Annotated in this window: 11 protein-coding genes; 6 read left to right on the top strand and 5 right to left on the bottom strand. The window is 71.7% G+C overall.

The window, feature by feature from the left end; translation table 11 throughout:
- Positions 1-22: 22 nt before the first annotated feature.
- The 3 genes from WME98_RS34255 (at position 23) to WME98_RS34245 (ending at position 7,873) form a co-directional block, all read left to right on the top strand.
- Complete coding sequence (locus WME98_RS34255; protein ID WP_437945889.1) at positions 23-1,270, top strand: S1 family peptidase; 1,248 nt, start codon at positions 23-25, stop codon at positions 1,268-1,270.
- A gap of 90 nt (positions 1,271-1,360) precedes the next feature.
- The gene (locus tag WME98_RS34250; RefSeq protein ID WP_437945888.1) at positions 1,361-1,519 is read left to right on the top strand and encodes a 2-oxo acid dehydrogenase subunit E2; all 159 of its coding nucleotides are present in this window, start codon (positions 1,361-1,363) and stop codon (positions 1,517-1,519) included.
- Positions 1,520-1,807: 288 nt separating this feature from the next.
- Entirely contained in the window at positions 1,808-7,873 is a 6,066-nt protein-coding gene (locus WME98_RS34245) for an AAA family ATPase (protein ID WP_437945887.1), read from the top strand.
- 139 nt (positions 7,874-8,012) lie between these two features.
- Here the strand turns inward: WME98_RS34245 and WME98_RS34240 are convergent, their stop codons facing one another.
- The 5 genes from WME98_RS34240 to WME98_RS34220 form a co-directional block, all read right to left on the bottom strand.
- On the bottom strand, positions 8,013-8,537 hold the full coding sequence (locus tag WME98_RS34240) for a CHAT domain-containing protein (RefSeq protein ID WP_437954052.1): 525 nt from the start codon (positions 8,535-8,537) through the stop codon (positions 8,013-8,015).
- 150 nt (positions 8,538-8,687) lie between these two features.
- Positions 8,688-9,059, bottom strand: coding sequence for a hypothetical protein (locus WME98_RS34235; protein WP_437945886.1), 372 nt, complete (start codon positions 9,057-9,059; stop codon positions 8,688-8,690).
- On the bottom strand, positions 9,056-9,646 hold the full coding sequence (locus WME98_RS34230; RefSeq protein ID WP_437945885.1) for a hypothetical protein: 591 nt from the start codon (positions 9,644-9,646) through the stop codon (positions 9,056-9,058). Before WME98_RS34230 ends, WME98_RS34235 begins: the two co-directional genes overlap by 4 nt.
- Before the next feature lie 647 nt (positions 9,647-10,293).
- A complete protein-coding gene (locus WME98_RS34225) occupies positions 10,294-11,100 on the bottom strand; it encodes an RNA polymerase sigma factor (RefSeq protein ID WP_437945884.1) in 807 nt (268 codons plus the stop codon).
- 219 nt (positions 11,101-11,319) lie between these two features.
- Positions 11,320-12,342: an RNA polymerase sigma factor gene (locus WME98_RS34220; RefSeq protein ID WP_437945883.1), complete on the bottom strand. Its 1,023-nt coding sequence runs from the start codon at positions 12,340-12,342 to the stop codon at positions 11,320-11,322.
- A 498-nt stretch (positions 12,343-12,840) separates the two neighbouring features.
- Between WME98_RS34220 and WME98_RS34215 the strand changes: the two genes are divergently transcribed.
- Genes WME98_RS34215 through WME98_RS34205 form a run of 3 tightly spaced genes read left to right on the top strand, consistent with a single transcriptional unit; the run spans position 12,841 to position 17,129 of the window.
- Positions 12,841-13,875: a PEGA domain-containing protein gene (locus tag WME98_RS34215; protein ID WP_437945882.1), complete on the top strand. Its 1,035-nt coding sequence runs from the start codon at positions 12,841-12,843 to the stop codon at positions 13,873-13,875.
- 14 nt (positions 13,876-13,889) lie between these two features.
- Positions 13,890-15,515, top strand: a complete 1,626-nt coding sequence (locus WME98_RS34210; protein ID WP_437945881.1) for a hypothetical protein — start codon at positions 13,890-13,892, stop codon at positions 15,513-15,515.
- Positions 15,516-15,551: 36 nt separating this feature from the next.
- Positions 15,552-17,129 carry a hypothetical protein gene (locus WME98_RS34205; protein ID WP_437945880.1) on the top strand — a complete coding sequence of 526 codons (1,578 nt, stop codon included), beginning with the start codon at positions 15,552-15,554 and terminating at the stop codon, positions 17,127-17,129.
- Positions 17,130-17,201: the final 72 nt, after the last annotated feature.

The following is a 17,201-nucleotide window of genomic DNA, read 5'->3' as shown; positions in this document are numbered from 1 at the left end:
CAAGACCCCCTTCCAAGGAACCATGTGGTGCAGAACACGAGACAGGTCAAGGCAAGCGCAGGCGCCGCGCTTCGCGCTGGCGCTCACCTCCGGCTTTGGCCGCGGGCCCGCTGAAATGGGCGCTCGCGGATTCGAAGTGTGCCATCATGGCGCCCGATTTGCGGGCTCATCCGTCAAGTCGCTCAAAGAGCAATGTCGCAGAGAGAACCCTGACACCACTAGGGAAAGCATTTCCATGAGTTCGCACACTTACATCGTCTCCAGCGGCTGGGTGCTCACCAGTCTCTGCGCGTGCTTGGTGACTCCCGCCTGCAGCAGCGATATGGACGCAGGCGAAGCGACGCATCCCCTCAGCGCCGGCGATGCCTACATCATCGGGGGCGCCGACGCGAAGAGCCACGGGCTCGACGCCATCGGTAGCCTCGGCATCGAGCAAGCAGCCACCGATGCAGCGGGCGTGATACAGAGGCGCTATGTGCCGTTCTGCGGAGGTACGCTGATCGGCAAGGAGACGGTTGTCACCGCCAAGCATTGTATCGTCGTCGCGCGCAGGCTCCTCGATCCGGGCGACACCTTGTATTTCGCCGTAGGCCCCGATGGCAACGCCCCGGAGCGGAGGATCGAGATCGCAGACTTCCGAATGGCCCCCGGCGACCAGGGCGGATTCATCGGCAACGGTCGTGACGTCGGCGTGGTGCACCTCGACGAGGCGATCGAGGACATCGCCCCGCTCTCGCTCGGCGACCTCTCGGACGACGATCTGGAGACGCGCTTCGGCGCCATCGGGTACGGCATCCAGGATAGCGCTGGCACAGCGGGCACGCGCAAGGCGGGCACGGTGACGCTCCGCGCGCGGCGGGGGAAGGTGTTCTCGCATATCTTCGGCAGCTTCGAGGGCTTCATTCATTACACGGAGACCCACGATGTCTCGCGCTTGCTCGAGGACGCGCCCCGCCGGGAGGACAGCGACGACGAGGCGTGGAACGACTACCTCCGCCGGCGCTACGATGAGACGTTGCTGCTCGATGGCTACGAGGCCTGGGTGGGGCACGTCGCGGGCGACGTCCAGCCCTGCAACGGCGACTCGGGCAGCCCCCTCGTACGACGCGCAGGCGGCGAGCTGGCTGTCTACGGCGTCGTCTCGGGCGGGCTGGGCTCGGATCGTATGCGCTGCGATTTCGGCGGCATCTATGCGACCTTTGGCCCTGCCACGCGGGCCTTCCTCGAGCATGCCCGCAGCTCGCCCCCGCCCTCCGTTGCGGGCCCCTGATCGCGCCGAGATGGGGAGCGGCTCGCCGTGCTCCAGGTGAGCCGCTGACGCTCGACGCGCACGAAGTATCCGCGGAGGATCACGCCGTTGATGTCGACCGTGAGAAGGTCTCCCTCCTGCGCCTCGAGCTGCGCGAGATGCCCATCCAGCGATCACCGGATCATCGATGGTCACGCGGGGGCCGCGTTCGCTTATGAGATCATCGGGTATCTGGAGGATCCAGACCGGCTGTTCCTGGAGATGAGCTGAGCGCATCCCCGCCTCACCAGGCAGGCGAGCCCGCCTGATGGGCTCGCCTGCGCGCTGCGCTGAGCGACCGCCCCCCTGTCTCACCGGGCTCGCGAGCCCACCTGGTCGGCATCTTCTTCGGCAAGTCCTTTCACGATGTCATCGGCAGGGTGGCGCCGGCGTGGGGCGCGGCGCGCGCTGGCTCGCGGAGGAGGACGGATGATGTCCGGCGCCTCGCCCGCTCAAATCGATGGCGATGCGCGCCGCGCATGGCAGCATCCGTCGCGCGTTACCCGTCGTACAGCTCCTGTGAACACCATTCCCGTCTTCTCCAATCACGGTGCGTCGTCCCGTTACGCCATCATCGCGGTCCTCTGCGAGGGCTCGGACACCCTTCTTTATCGGGGTCTACGCCGGGGCGACCGCCGTCCCGTGGTGCTCAAGGTCCTCCGTCGCGATCACGCGAGCCCTCGCGCCCTCGGGCGGCTGCGTCACGAGCACGAGGTCGCCCGGACGATCGACACAACCGCCATCGTCAAGCCCTACGCGCTCGAGATGCTCGGCGGTCAGCCGGCGCTGGTCCTGGAGGATTTCGGCGGCGTATCGCTCGATCGGCTCCTGGAAGGGCCGATGCCGCTCGAGCGCTTCTTCCCCCTCGCCGTCCGCCTGGCGAAGGCGCTCGCCGGGCTGCATCGGCACGACGTCGTCCACAAGGACATCAAACCCCAGAACCTGCTCCTCAACCCCACCACCGGCGAGGTGAAGATCACCGACCTGGGGATTGCGTCCCGGATACCCCGCGAGCTCCAGCACATCGAGCACGCCGGGCTCATCGAGGGGACCCTGGCCTACATGGCCCCGGAGCAGACGGGCCGGATGAACCGCTGGGTCGACGAGCGGACCGATCTCTACTCCCTGGGCGTCGTCTTCTACGAGCTCCTGACGGGCACCCTGCCGTTCCGGGCCAGCGATCCCGTCGAGTGGGTCTATTGCCACATCGCCCAGAAGCCGGTCCCGCCGCGCGCGCTCGTCCCGTCGATTCCCCCGCTCCTGTCGGAGGTCGTGCTCAAGCTGCTCTCCAAGGCCGCCGAGGAGCGCTACCAGAGCGCGGCCGGCCTGCGGCACGACCTGGACGAGTGCTTCGCCCGGTGGCGGACGAGCGGCGCCATTCCGCCCTTCGCGCTCGGTGAGCGCGATCTCTCCGACCGGTTCCAGGTGCCCCAGCGGCTGTACGGGCGCGAGCGCGAGGTGGAGGCGCTGCTCGCCGTGTTCGAGCGGGTGGTGGCGCAGGGCCGGCCGGAGCTCGTGCTCGTGTCGGGGTACGCGGGCATCGGGAAGTCGTCGCTCGCCGCCGAGCTGCACCGGCCGATCGTGAGGGAGCGGGGGTTCTTCCTCTCCGGCAAGTTCGATCAAACCGCGAGGGACGTCCCCTACCGCGCCTTCCATCAGGCGTTCCGGGCGCTGGTGCAGGAGCTCCTCGGCGCGAGCGAGGAGCAGGTCGAGCGCTGGAGACAGCACCTGCGGGAGGCCCTGGGGCCCAACGGCAGGCTGCTCGCCGACGTGCTCCCCGAGCTGGAACTGCTCCTTGGCCCCCAGCCGCCCGTGCCCGAGCTGCCGCCCACCGAGGCCCAGAGCCGGCTGCACGCGACGCTCCAGCGCTTCGTCTCCGCGTGCGCCCAGAAAGAGCACCCCGTGGCGCTCTTCCTCGACGATCTGCAGTGGGCCGACGCGGGAAGCCTCCAGCTGCTCGAGCAGCTCGCCACCTACGCCGGGTCCGAGCACCTCCTGCTGATCGGCGCCTACCGCGACAACGAGGTCGGCCCCGCGCACCCGCTGCGGCTCACGCTGGCCGAGGCGCGGAGGCGCGGCGCCGCCGTGTCCGAGCTCGTCCTCTACCCGCTCTCGGCCGCCCATGTCGGGGCGCTCGTCGCCGAGACGGTCCACGCGCCGGCAGAGCAGGTCGAGCCGCTCTCGCGGCTGGTCTACGAGAAGACCGGCGGCAACCCGTTCTTCGTGCTCCAGTTCCTGATCGCGCTGCACCAGGAGGGGCTCATCACCTTCGACGCGGAGGAGGGCAGATGGCGGTGGGACATCGCCGCGATCCGCGACAAGGGGTTCACCGACAATGTCGTCGACCTGATGGCGGGCAAGCTGAAGCGGCTCTCGGACCCGGCGCGGGAGGTGCTCGCGCTCGCCGCGTGCCTCGGCAGCAGCCTGGAGCTCGACACGCTCGCGGTGGTCGCGGGCCGTCCGGCGGCGGAGCTCGGCGACGCGCTCGAGGAGGTCGTGCGGGAGGGGCTGCTCCTCCGCCGAGACGGCGCCTATCGATTCCTCCATGACCGGGTGCAGCAAGCCGCTTACGCGCTCATCCCGGCGGGACAGCTCGCCGAGACGCACCTCGGGATCGGGCGGCTGCTCCTCAGGGCACGACGCGCGGAGGAGCGCGACGACGCGCTCTTCGACGTCGTCGGCCACCTCAACCGCGGCGCCGCGCGTCTGCGTTCCCAGGCGGAGCGGGAGGAGGTCGCCGAGCTGAACCTCCGCGCCGGCAGGAAGGCCAAGGCCGCCGCGGCCTTCCAGTCCGCCGCCGGGCTCTTCGCCGCGGGCCTCTCGCTGCTCGCGCCGGCCTCTTGGGAGACGCGTCACGAGCTGACCTACGACCTGGCCTTCGAGCGCGCGCACATCGCGTACATCACCGGCAGCTTCGAGGACGCCGAGCGGCGCCTGGGAGAGCTCATGGAGCGCGCGAGGACCCGGCGCGAGACGGCCGCCGTCGTCGAGCTCGTCGTCGCGCTGAACGTCACCCGCGGGCAATACGCCCGCGCGGTGGAGATCGGGCTCTCGTGCCTCCGCGCGTGCGACGTCGATCTGCCGCTCCACCCCACCGACGCACAGATTGAGGAGGAGACCGAGAGCGTCTGGCAGGCCCTGGGCGATCGGGCCATCGATACCCTGATCCACCTGCCCCCCATGACGCACCCGGAGATCAAGACCACGATGGGCGTGCTGCAGAGCGTGTCCCTCCCTGCGTTCTTCGTGGACCCGAACCTGTACAACATCGTCGTCATGCGCATGGTCAAGCTCAGCCTGCGCCACGGCAACGCCGAGCACTCCGCTGTCGCGTACGCCGCCTTCGCGATGGTGATCAGCTCGAGGTTCGGGCGATATCAGGAGGCTCTCCTGTTCGGCAGGGTCGGCCACGACCTGGCGGACCGGAGCGGCCTCCTCACCACGAAATCGGTGGTGGTCATCCTCTTACACTATGTCGTCTACTGGACACGCCACTACCGAGAGACGTATCCGTACACGCGCGACGGCTTCAGCGCCGCGGTCGAGTCCGGTAATCTGAACAACGCGTGCCTCAACTGCATCTGGGCCGCGCTGTTCCCGCTGCTCTCGGGCGAGCCGCTGGAGGACGTGCTCCACGAGGTCAAAGCGCGCCTCGATTTCGTGCGCAGGGTCGGTTACGCGTTCCCGCACAACGCCCTCCTCGGCGGCCACGCCATGATCCAGACGCTGCGCGGCAGGCCGGTCCGCTTCGCGATGCCGGACGGGTCCGAGCTGGATCCGCCGGCCTTCGAGGCGCGGCTGGAGGAGGGTGGGGAGCTGGAGGCCGCTCGCGACTTCTATTACAGCTTGAAGGCGCAGGCGCTCTTCGTGCTCGGCTCTCCCCGAGAGGCGCTCGCGGCGGCGACCCGCGCGATCGCCGAGCACCCGCCCAGGGTCGGGCCGCACGCGCTCATCGCCGAGAGTTTCTATGTTCGCGCGCTCGCGCTCGCGGCCCTTTGCGACGAAGCGCACGAGGCGCACGAGGCGCAGCCATCCCCGCTGCGGGCGCTCCCCGAGGAGCTCCTCGAGTGCGAGCGGCAGCTCGGCGAGTGGGCCAGGAGCGGCCCCGACAACTTCCTTCACAAGCACGCCCTGGTCCGCGCCGAGATCGCCCGGCTCCGCGGGCAGGACCTGGAGGCCATCGGGCTCTACGAGCAGGCCATCTCGTCGGCGCGGGAGGGCGGCTTCGTCCAGCACGAGGCCATCGCCTCCGAGCTCGCCGCGGGGCTCTACCGCGCGCGCGGCCTCTCCACGTCCGAAGGCGCCCACCTGCGAAGGGCCCGCGCCGCCTACTTCACGTGGGGCGCCCACGCCAAGGTGGAGCAGCTCGATCAGCGCTACCCCTACCTCGTCGAGCGCAAGCCGATCGCCCCCACCGTCACGTTCGCCGTGCGGGCCGAGCAGTTCGACGTCCTGTCGGTGGTCAAGGCCTCGCAGGGCATCTCCGGCGAGCTCAAGCTCCCGCGCCTGCTCGAGACGCTGCTTCGCGTCGTGGTCGAGCACGCGGGCGCCGAGGAGGGCTGTGTCCTCCTCGGCCAGGATGAGCGGCTGTGGACAGCGGCGATCGAGACGCCAGGGGGCGCGGTGCGGCTGCTCGGCGCGGGCGAGGCGCCTTCGGCCGCGCTGCCGCGGTCCGTCCTCAACTATGTTCGCCGGAGCCACGAGCGCGTGCTGCTCGACGACGCCGCCGCCCGGCACCCCTTCATGGAGGATGAGTATTTCCGGCGCAAGCGCCCGAGATCGGTGCTGTGTCTCCCGATCGTGCGCCAGGCCCGGCTCATCGGCCTGCTTTACCTGGAGAACAACCTCATCACCGGCGCCTTCACCCCCGGGCGGCTCAGCGTCATCGAGCTGCTCGCCTCGCAGTCGGCGATCTCGCTGGAGAACGCGATGCTCTATGCCGAGCTGGAGCAGGAGAACGCCGAGCGGCGGCGGGCGGAACAGGCGCTCAAGGCCAACCAGGAGATGCTCCAGGCGATCGTCGACAACTCGGCGGCGGGCGTCTACGTGAAGGATGACGAGGGTCGCTACCTGCTCGCCAACCGGCCGGTGGCGGCCCTCCTGGGCGTGCCGAGCGAGCAGATCCTCGGGAAGACCGACGCCGATCTCTTTCCTCCGCCCGTCGCCGCGGCGCTCCGCGAGCACGACCGGCAGGTGCTCGAGGCGGGCGCGCCGATGGAGTGGGAGGAGACGGTGCCGCTCGCCAGCGGACTGCGCACCGCGCTCTCCGTCAAGTTCCCTCTGGGCCAGGGCGCTGAGCCTCGTGCGGTCTGCGGCATCTCCACCGACATCACCGAGCGCAAGCGGGCCGAGCAGGCCGAGCGCTTCCTGGCCGAGGCGAGCCGCAGGCTGATGACGCTGGGCTACGGCGCGACCTTCGAGAGCGTGGCGCAGCTCCCGGTGCCCGAGCTCTCGGATCAGTGCGTCGTCGAGGTGCTCTTGGAGGACAGGACGCCGGGCCCGACAGCCATCGCAGGGGTGCCCGGCGAGCAGCTGGGAGCGCTGAAGGACGCGCTGCGCGCTCTGGCAGAGGCGTCGCCGGCCGGATCCGAGGGGGAAGATGGCCGCGCCACGCCGCTGTTGCAGCAGGTGCATTCGCTCGACCCCCGGGTCAGGCCAACCTGGGATCGGCTCGGCGTCCGTTCCTTCCTGCGGGTTCCGCTGCTCGCGCGCGACCGGTACTTCGGCGTCATGACCCTGCTGGCGACCGCGCCCGAGCGCCGTTATGGTCCCGCCGACCTGCAGCTGGCCGAGGAGCTGGGGCGCCGCGCGGCGCTCGTGCTCGACAACGCCCGTCTGTATGCCGAGGCCCAGGAGGCGATCCAGCGGCGGGACGAGTTCCTCGTCGTCGCGTCTCACGAGCTCAAGACGCCGCTGACCTCGCTGCAGATGCAGGTCCAGGCGGTCGAGCGCGCCCTGCGCCGCCGCTCGCTCGCGGACGTCCCCCCGGAGCGGTTCGAGAGGATGTTCCAGACGCTCGGCCGCCAGACGTTGCGGCTCGGGCGCTTGGTCGACGAGCTGCTCGACGTCACGCGGCTGAACGCCGGGCGGCTGACGCTCGCGCGGGCGCCGGTCGATCTTACGGCGCTGGCGCGCGAGGTCGTCGACCGGATGCGCCCGCAGCTCGCGGACGCCCGCTGCCCGATCCAGCTCGATCTGGACGAGCCCGTGGTCGGCCACTGGGATCCGTCTCGCGTGGAGCAGGTCGTCATCAACCTCCTGTCGAACGCGATGAAGTACGGTGCAGAGAGGCCTATCCTCGTCGGCGTGCGGCGGAAGGCCGATCGCGCGCTGGTGGTCGTCCGGGATCAGGGCATCGGGATCGCCGAGGCCGATCAGGGCAGGATCTTCGAGCGCTTCGAGCGCGCGGTGTCGGTGCGGAACTTCGGCGGCCTCGGCCTCGGGCTGTACATCGTGCGCTCGATCGTGATGTCGCACGGCGGATCCATCCGGGTGGAGAGCCATCCGGGCGCGGGCGCGACGTTCGTGGTGGAGCTCCCGTTGAACCCGCCGGAGGCGGGCGAGCCCGGCGCCGCGCCGGCCTAGTCGGGTAGGCCGGGGTCGACGACTCCCCGGCCCCCCACAGATCGATCCGGACGCGCGGAATCCCCGCATCCGGCGCTTCGGGACACGGGCTCGCTACGAGCGGGCAGGAGCGGGGTGGTCCTGCCCCGCTTCCGCGGTACTACGGGTGCACTCCGACGGATCGCTTCGGCCCAATGCCCGTCATCCCGCCCGTCAGGCAGCCAGCGCTACGAGGGCAAGCGCCTGCCGCAGCGATGCGTCGCGGGTCACGGCGTGCTGGTGTCGGGGTAGAAGGGTGTCCGGCCATAGGAGCGCTCGCAGGCGTCCTAGCCCCTGCGAGCGTCGTCGTCGTTCTCGTCGAGGTGGATGCGGCGCATGTCGGGATCGAGGCAATCGGTGGTGGCAGGTGCGCCACGACCGCATTCGCTCCCGCCCGCGCCAGGATCTCCGCCGCGCTGCCAAAGGCCCCGGGCGCGGCGCCCTCGCACGCCTCCAGCACCACCAGCCGCAGGTCCTCGCCGAAGCTCGCCGAGAGCTCCTGCGCCAGCGCTCCGGCGGAAATCCAGGCCTCCTCGCCGTCGTCGTCGGCGAGCCGGAGCATCGGCCGGCCATCCGGGGCGACGGTGCCGTGCCCGAGGAAATGGACGACGTGCGGGCTCTTGCTGCGGCGGAGCTGCTCGAACAGGAAACGCTGACCCGCGAGAGGGCCGGCGCTCGGATCCAGCCACTCGATCTCGCCGGCCTCGATCCGGTCGGAGAGCGCGTGGCCAGGATAACGGATCCCGCCGCGCGGTGCGCAGGGACACCGTCTGCGGCGGGCCTCCGGGCGGGGGGATCAGGCGACCGGCGGCGCGCCGTTGGACGCTGCGCCGGACACCGCCGCGCCGGGCGGCGCCGCGCCGGACGCCGTCGGCGTCGCCGGCGCCGCCGTGGCCGGCGGCACCACCGGAGGCGCAGCCGATGCCGGCGCCGTCGGGCCGGCCGGGGCGGCGTCCTGCGGCGCCCCGGCGTCGTCGCTCGACGACGCCGCGCGACCACCGCGGCCCTTGTACAGCGACGGCGCGATCGTGTCGGCGTCCCCCTCGTTCCAGCGGAGGTAGGCGATCGCGCGGCGGGTCTGATCGTAGGCGTGCACGAGCAGCGCGAACGCACGCGCTCTCGTGTCAGCGGCCTCGGTCGGCCCGGGCCCCTTGCCGTGCTCCCTCACGCCGAGCGCGGCCAGGAGCTGCGGCCCGAGCTCGCCGGCGCGTTGACCTCCGCCTCGGTCGCCGCCGTCTTGCCGGCGATCTCCGACCAGCTCCCGCTGAACAGCGCCGAGAGCGCGACGAGGTCGTTGGCCGTGTCGATGTGGCCTTGCCCCGCGCGGATCTCCGCGACCGTCTCCGCGTCGAGCAGGCCGCGGCGGGCGAGCGCCTCGGCGTCGCTCAAGAGGTTCTCGCGGAGCGGGACCGCCTCTTCGAGGAGCGGCTTCAGCGCGCTCTCGGTGCCTCCGCTGGACAGCCATACGAGGTGCGCGTACCAGGCGGCGAGCGCGTACGTCTCGAGCCGGTCGAGCAGCGCGACATCGTGCTTCTGCAGCTGCTCGGCGACGTCGGGGCGAAGCGCGAGGAGACCAGGCAGCACGCCCAGCACCTGGGAGACCACGCGCGGAATGTCGAGGTTGACGGCGATGAGCCGATCCGCGCTCAGCGCCTCGATCTCGGGGAGGGTCTTGTTGAACGCCGTCGCCGCCTGGGTCGGGGCCGCGGGCTTCTTGGGAGCAGGCTTTTTCTTGTTCGAGAACGGTCTGGCCATGAGGGAATTACCTCTCGTCGATGTGCGCCGCGGAGAGGCGGAAGAATAAATACGCCATGCTCCCCCACCCCCGTGCTGGACGCGATGTGACCGCCCGGCGCGCGCCGGACGTTTCGGTCAGGGATAGTCACCCTCATCTTGCTGTCAATTCCGAACGCGTGCTCCTCAGTGTCGTAATGTTGCGCCACGGCTTGTGTCGTAATGTTTCAGCATAGGTGGTGTGCCTGCACGGGCCGACGGGAGGGGCCGCCCTGCCGCCGCGCGCGCCCCTGGCATCTTGCGGGGCCGGCGCCGTGCGGGGCCTGGGGGCCGAGGGTGATGGATCGGGCAGACCCGTTCGGGCGAGGGCTGCCGAGCTGCCTGCCGGCAACCGGGTCCGGTTCCCCGAGGGCTGCCGAGCTGCCTGCCCGCAACCGGGTCCGGTTCCGGATGGCTGCCGAGCTGCCTCCCCTAACCGGGTCCGGTTCCGCGGGGTTGCCCAGCTGCCTGCCCGTAACCGCTTGCGGTTATGGGGGTTGCCCAGCTGCCTGCCGGCAACCGGTTCCGGTTCCGCGAGGGCTGCCGAGCTGCCTGCCGGCAACCGGTTCCGGTTACGGAGGGCTGCTCAGCTGCCTGCCCGTAACCGGTTCCGGTTACCCGAGGGCTGCTCAGCTGCCTGCCCGTAACCGGTTCCGGTTACGCGAGGGCTGCTCAGCTGCCTGCCGGCAACCGGTTCCGGTTGCGCGACCGGGCCTCGCGCAGCGCTCCTCCTCCGCGGCGATGCGCTTCGCGAGCGCTTCCCGCGCGCCGTGGAGCGCCCTGCTGCGCCATTTGTACACCGTGCTGACGGGTATTCCCCGCGTCTCGGCGATGTCTCTCATGGAGATCTCGTAGAGGTCGTGCTGGACGAGCACCGAGCGCAGCTCGAACGGCAACTCCAGGACGAGTGATCTCAGCAGGCCCCGCCGCTCCGCCGCGAGCAGACGCTCGATCGCCGTCGCGCTGCCGAAAGCCTCGCACAGCGCTGCGGGATCCGTGAGGATCTCGTTCCGCCGAGAAGCCTTCGCGTGGTAATGCGAAGCGACGTTCACCGCAATGCCGTTCAGCCACCGCGCGATCTCGCCACGCGAAGGGTCGTAGCTGCCAAAGCTCAGGACAGCCGCCAGAAGGACATCCTGGCTCAGATCGCCACGATCGCGCTCGGGCACGCGGAGCTTCCCGAGCCACCGATGAACGCGCCGAGCCGTCTCGGCACGAAAGAGATCGTGAAACGCGTCCGCCCGGTCGCGGGCAGCAACGCGCTTCACCTCGTTCTGCGGAGATCCCGACCGTCCCGCCGCCCGCGCCGCGACGCCGCGCACTCTCGGGCGAGCCGTCCGGGCGTGTCGCGCCACAGCGGCCGACGCCTCACCCAACATGCCTGGTCCGACACGATGAACGGCTGCACCCCGCGCGGGCAGCACCTGGAGATCCATGGCTCGCCTCCGAGTCAAACGTGAATGCTCCGCGCGACCCCTCGTCCGCGCGCAGACACGACCGCTCCTGAGCAGGCCTGAGCAGGCGCCGCGCGCCGAGCGACGCCCGCTCAGGGGGCGCTCAATCCCCCAGCGCGGCGACCACGCACCACGGTACGTCGAGCGCCGCCTTCGGCACGAGCGCCGCCTCGCGCTCGGCGATGGCCCGCTGCGCGCTCCTCATCGGATCTGCTCCAGCAGCGCTTCGCGCTCGCGCGCCATGCGGCCCCGCGGGAACCTCCGCCCGTGCTCCTCCAGCATGCGTCGCGCCTCGACGAGCGACGCGACATCACCGGCCTCCACGGCCGTCCGTGCGCGGGCGACCAGATCTCGCTCGCGTGCGCCGATCGCCGGGCGCCGCGCCGCGGGCCGGCCTGTCGGCACCGCGTGGCCTGCCGGCCTGGCGAGGGCGGCACTGGCCGCCACCGCCGCAGCCAGCGCCGGAGGCGCCGTCTCCGCGCCGTCCAGCGCCTGGCCCACGCGCGCCGGCTCGGCGGGATCCCGCCCGTCCTGCGCGGTCGCCGGCACGAGCGTGCTCCGGGAGACCGCGGCGGCCAGGGACGTGCGGAGCGGCTCGACAGGCTCCCTCGGGCCCGCGACCAGCGTGCCGAGCGCCGCCGCGCACGCGATGGCGAAGCCCGGCGCCACCCAGCGCGCGGAACCACCTCGCCGAAAGGAGCGCCGCTCCAGGAGCCAGGGCGCGAACAGCACGGCACGCAGCCGCCGGGCGCCGCGGCCCCGCTGCCTCGCCTCCCAGCGGGCGGCGGCGTCCTCGAACTCCACCCAGGCCCGGCGCAGGCGGCTTCGCGCGGTCTCCAGCGGGATCTCCAGCTCTCGAGCGACGTCGGCGATCGGCCGCTCCAGGAGCTCGCACGCGATGAAGACCGCGCGGCGCCGCTCGCCGATCTGGTCGATCAGCTGCCGCACCAGCGCCGCCTCCTGGCGCGCGATGGCGTGCTCCTCCGGGCTCTTTCGCTCATCGCAGAGCGCCGCCTCGTCGAGGCCCGCGAGCACCTCCTCGCGCCGGCGCGCCGCACGCCGGTGATCGCGGGCCGCGTTCAGGACGACGCTGTCGCGAAAGGCGCCCGGATTCGCGGCCGAGCGCGCCTGCTCTCGCTTCTCCCATAGCCGCACCATCGCGTCCTGCATGACGTCGTCGAGATCCCGCGCGGGCACCCCGACGTAGCTGGCGAGCGATCTCACGCGTGCGGGTAGAAGGCAGGTCGGCGTTGCTCGGTCCACGACCCACCAGACGATCCGAGCCCGGCCCGACGGTCCAAAAATCGACCGAGCCCGCGAAAGGGCGTGGGACAGGCGGCGCCACGAAACACGATGGCGACGAGGCGGGACACAGGCCCGGCGAGATGTCCTCCTTGCAGATCCAGGCTGCCGGCGGAGCTGAGCCGTTGCCCAGCTCCGCCGTGGTCCCCTGCCCCACTCCGGCCTCCGACCTCGGGTCCCGCGGTGAAATCACGGCATTACGTCATCGGTGCTCCGGTTCTCTTTCACTCGTTGATCCGGTGACGACTCTGGCCGTCTCGAACGCCATCGACGACGAGCAACAACGAGAAGACCCAGCGCTTCCGGAGCCCAGCTCGTTGACATGGGCACACGCGAAGGAGTATCCACCGAGCGGTGTGGCCCGCGCGCTGCGCCTTCGTGACGTGCGTTTTCTTTGGCGTCGTCGCGGCGCAGGAGGGCGTGGCGCGTGCGCGTGAGCCCCAGGCGATCTCGGGCACGCACGAGGCATCGACGACGGCGAACCCGCTGCGCCTCGCCCGGCAGGCGCGCGACGCCGGACGGTGGGTCGAGGCCGAGGCGGCGTACGAGGCGGCGCTCGCGGCGGCTGAGGCGGCGTGGACGACCGACGCGGAACGCGCCGAGATCGCCGCGGAGCTCGGCCTGTGCGAGCTCGCGCTGGGCAAGTACCGCGACGCGGCGGACCACCTGGCGCAGAGCCTGAGGCACCGCGACGGGCTCCGCCGCGCGCTCCGGGAACGGGCGGAAGCCGGCCTGCTCCAGGCGGAGCGCCGCGTGGTGACCGTCTACCTGGGTGTCAATCCGCCCGACGCCGAGGTGTTCGTCGACGGCAAAGCGCTGGGGCGCCCGGCGCCGACCTACGAGCTGTTCCTGGAGCCGGGGCACCACACCGTGCGGGCCCGGCTCGATGGACACGCCGAGGCGGTGAGCGCGTTCGAGGGGCAGGCAGGCAAGGACATCTCGCTGGCGCTGAAGCTGCCTCGCGCGCCGGAGCGCGGTGCACGGGCGCCGGAGGCGGCCAGCGCCAGAGCGGCGCGGATGTTGGCTCCATCGCCGCCTCCGGCGGCGCGGCCTGCAGTGCCGTTGACGGAGCTGCGGATCGGGGGCGCGGCGCTGGCGACGGCCGCGGTGGCTGCCGGCACGGTGTTCCTGCTGCGGGCCGATGTGGTCGACGACAACCTCGCCGAGCGCGACGTCGTGTTGCGCCGGCAAGGCTGGACGTCGTCGACGTGCTGGTGGCCGGACGCGCCCTCGGCCTGCGCGGAGATCCGCAGGGATCTGGCCGAGCGGGACCTGTTCGCGACGCTCGGCAACGTGGCGCTAGCGACGGGGGCGGTGTTCGGGATCGCGACGGCGGCGTCGTTCCTCGCGGAGGGGTGGCTCTTCGACGAGACGCCGGTCCGCGGAGGAGGCGTGCAGGTGGCGCCGAGCGCGACGGGAACGCGGGCCGGGCTCGTGCTTCAAGGCGCGTGGTGAGGCGAGGAGAGACGATGGGGATGCGCGGGGGGCGAGGTCGAACGAGGCTGCGTTCGGTCGCGCTGATCGTGCTCGGCTGCGGAAGCGCCTCGGCGGGCGCCGGCTGTTCCTATGCCGAGGACTGCGCGAGGAGCTTCACGTGCCATCCGCTCCCCGGCGAGGCGCCGCCGTCGCTGCCGGCGTCGCCGTGCGACGGCGATCCCGCGACGAGCCCGGCCAAGGACGGGTGCGGGGTGTTCGTCGCGCGGCACGGGGACGACGCGAGCGACGGGACGAGGGAGGCGCCCGTGAGGACGCTGCGGCGCGCGGTGGAGAAGGCGGCGGAGCCCGGGGGGACGCGGCGGGTGTACGCGTGCGCGGAGGACTTCGAGGAGGCGGTCGTGCTGCCGTCGGGGGTCGCGATCTGGGGCGGGCGGGACTGCGGCGCGGAGGCGTGGACCTGGGGCGGCGGGGAGAGCTTCACCGGGATCGCGCCCGAGCCGGGGCGGGTGCCGCTCACGGTGGAGGCGCGCCAGGAGAGCAGGACGTCGCCGGTGTTCGGGGTGCGGCTCGTGGCGGCGGATGCGGTCCGGCCGAGCGGGTCGTCCGTCGGGATGATCGTGGGCGAGGGCGCGGCGGCGGAGGTGGTGTCGAGCGAGATCCTGGCGGGGAACGGGGCCGATGGGGCGGATGGGGATGATGGCGCCCCCCGGGACCAGCCGTGGCGGGCGCCGGACGGGGCGCCTGGCCATCCAGGCACGCCGGGGTGCTTGGCGGACTGGACCGAGGGCGCGCCGCCGGCGGTGACCGTGTGCGAGGACGGCACGACGTCCATCGGTGGCGCGGGTGGCGAGGGCGAGGTCGCTGCGGGCGGCGATGGTGAGCCAGGCGCGCCGGCGCCGGGGCCTGGCTCGATCGACAACGGCGAACGGGGAAAAGGCGGGGCGATGGGGTGCACCCCCGGCGAGAAGGGCGACGATGGGGAGCCCGGCACGAACGGGGTCGGAGGTGGGCAGGGGCCGGAGGAGCGGCTCAATTTCGGAAGCATCAGCGCGCGCGGCTGGGAAGGTCTTTCAGGACAGGACGGCAGAACCGGGGGAATCGGCCAGGGAGGCGGCGGCGGGGGCGGCGTAGGCTCGAACGGGGAGTGCCGCCCCGCAGATCCGCAAGGCGGGCCCTCCGGCGGCTCGGGCGGGGGCGGCGGCTGCGGGGGGCATGGCGGCCGAGGTGGCGGCTACGGAGGCGGTAGCTTCGGGATCATCGCCCTGCATGCTCACGTCATGGTGGACAAGACCGACATCATCACCGGCGATGGGGGTCGCGGCGGCAACGGAGGGCGGGGGCGAGAGGGTGGCCGCGGTAACTTGGGGGGTCCCGCTGGGTTCATCCCTTATGCCTCTCCAGCATATGTCGCATGCGCAGGGGGGGCCGGCGGCCACGGTGGCGACGGCGGCCATGGCGGCGGAGGGCTCGGGGGAATTTCCGTCGCCATCGCACGCGCAGACAGCAGCATTCACTTCACGGAGAGCGCAACCTGGAGCTTTGGAGTCCCTGGATCTGGTGGATTCGGACCCGATCCGGACGAGGAGCCAGCCAGAGGGAAGAGCGGCATGGTTGCCTACCTCTGGGATTTCCCCGAGCTGGTGCTGCCACCCCAATGATGTGGTTCGCGCGGGAATGACTAGGAAGAGAGGAACATGAAGATCGCAGCCGCTGCATGGGTTCTTCTGCTGTCCTCTCTGGCCGCCCTTGGTTGCGGAACGGAGCCGTCGACTCCACCGTGCGCGGACGGGGGCATCTGCGACGCCGAGCCCTCGGAGGAGGTGTGTCTCGATGGCCTCGCCGCGCTGCGCGTGCAAGACGGCTGCGGGGTCTTCGCGAGCACGACGCAGGGAGACGACGGCAATCCCGGCACGATGCGCAAACCGGTGAAGACGCTCGCCCGCGCGATCTCGCTCGCGTCTCGTGCACGGGGGCGGGTGTTCGCTTGCAGCGAGCCTTTCCTCGATGCCGCCATATTACCCACCGGCGTCGACTTGTGGGGTGGCTTCAGTTGCTGGGCTGGATGGAGGCACACCACCGAAACGTCGAGCCCCCAACTGGTTGCAACGATCCAGACAGCATCTTCCGAGGTCGCCCCGCTCACCGTCGTAGGCGCGGAGGGTGGTGGCGAGGTGGCCACCGATGGCGTATCCACGATCGTAGACGTGCACGTGATCGATTCGTTCCCATCCGAGACGGGCCTCTCCACAGTCGCGATGAGACTCGATCCGGGTGCGGTCGCGGAGGTGCTTCGGAGCGTGATCCAGGCAGACAGCGCCCAGAAAGGCGCAGACGGCGCAAATGGGGCGGACCTTGCCCTGCCGGGATCGGCAGCGCACGGGGAGATCGGCGCGATCGGCAACGACGCTTGCTCGGCAGCCACCGTGACCGGCGCGCCCGCCGTGACGACCGTGTGCGGCGACCTGGTGTCGACGGGCGGTAAAGGGGGCGACGGGACCCCTGACCGCGGGGGCGATGGAGAGGACGGAAAGCCGATGTCGACGACGAATCCGCAGGACGCGGGCCTGGGCGGCGCGGGCGCGAAGGACGGCGGCCGGTGCGAGCTCGGCCGCGATGGGGAAGACGGCGCGCGGGGCGCCCCCGGCACAGCCGGCCGGGGTGGGCGCCTCACCCAGGCCGGGTGGGAAGGCGTAGCTGGCAGCCAAGGCGGCACGGGAGCGCCCGGCCAGGGGGGCGGCGGGGGCGGCGGCGCGCCCGGCGGCCGGAGCGCCTGCGGCAACGCGGCGTTGGGAGGAGCATCGGGCGGCTCGGGCGGCGGCGGTGGCTGCGGCGGCGCGGGCGGCGCGGGCGGCGGCGCGGGTGGCGCGAGCATCGCGATCTTCGCCCATCCGGGCAGCAAGCTGACCCTGCGGGAGACCCGAGTCATCACGGGCAGGGGCGGTGCCGGCGGCCGAGGGGGCGAAGGCCAGTACGGCGGGCAGGGCGTGCAAGGAGGACCGCCAGGGCGGGCGCCGGCCATGGGAGGCGAGTACGCCTGCCGAGGAGGCTACGGCGGCTGGGGCGGCAAGGGCGGCTACGGCGGCGGGGGCGCCGGCGGGCCGTCGATCGGCATCGCTTATGCCGACGACGAGCAGCTCACCCTGGATCGCGTCACGTTCGAGATCGGCCCAGCGGGCCGGGGCGGCATCGCGGATGTGGAAGACGAGACGCGCGACAAGGCGAACCGGGGCAGCGACGGGTTCATTGCCGAGACGATGCGCTTCTCGCCGTAGTATCTGCGCCCGAGATTGCCGCCCGCGACCGCTCCCTCACGCACCTGCTCCTCGGCCCGCCCAGGCAACGAC

This window comes from Sorangium sp. So ce296 (assembly GCF_051529605.1).
In the GTDB taxonomy this organism is placed as follows: Bacteria; Myxococcota_A; Polyangia; order Polyangiales; family Polyangiaceae; genus Sorangium; species Sorangium cellulosum_D.
Note: the sequence above shows the minus strand (reverse complement) of the source record. Positions and strands in the feature narration are given on the sequence as shown.

Coding starts and splice junctions, on each gene's coding strand:
- WME98_RS34230 (WP_437945885.1), bottom strand. CDS start 9,646: ATGGCCAGACCGTTCTCGAACAAGAAAAAGCCTGCTCCCAAGAAGCCC.
- WME98_RS34225 (WP_437945884.1), bottom strand. CDS start 11,100: ATGGATCTCCAGGTGCTGCCCGCGCGGGGTGCAGCCGTTCATCGTGTC.
- WME98_RS34210 (WP_437945881.1), top strand. CDS start 13,890: ATGGGGATGCGCGGGGGGCGAGGTCGAACGAGGCTGCGTTCGGTCGCG.
- WME98_RS34250 (WP_437945888.1), top strand. CDS start 1,361: ATGTCGACCGTGAGAAGGTCTCCCTCCTGCGCCTCGAGCTGCGCGAGA.
- WME98_RS34205 (WP_437945880.1), top strand. CDS start 15,552: ATGAAGATCGCAGCCGCTGCATGGGTTCTTCTGCTGTCCTCTCTGGCC.
- WME98_RS34255 (WP_437945889.1), top strand. CDS start 23: ATGTGGTGCAGAACACGAGACAGGTCAAGGCAAGCGCAGGCGCCGCGC.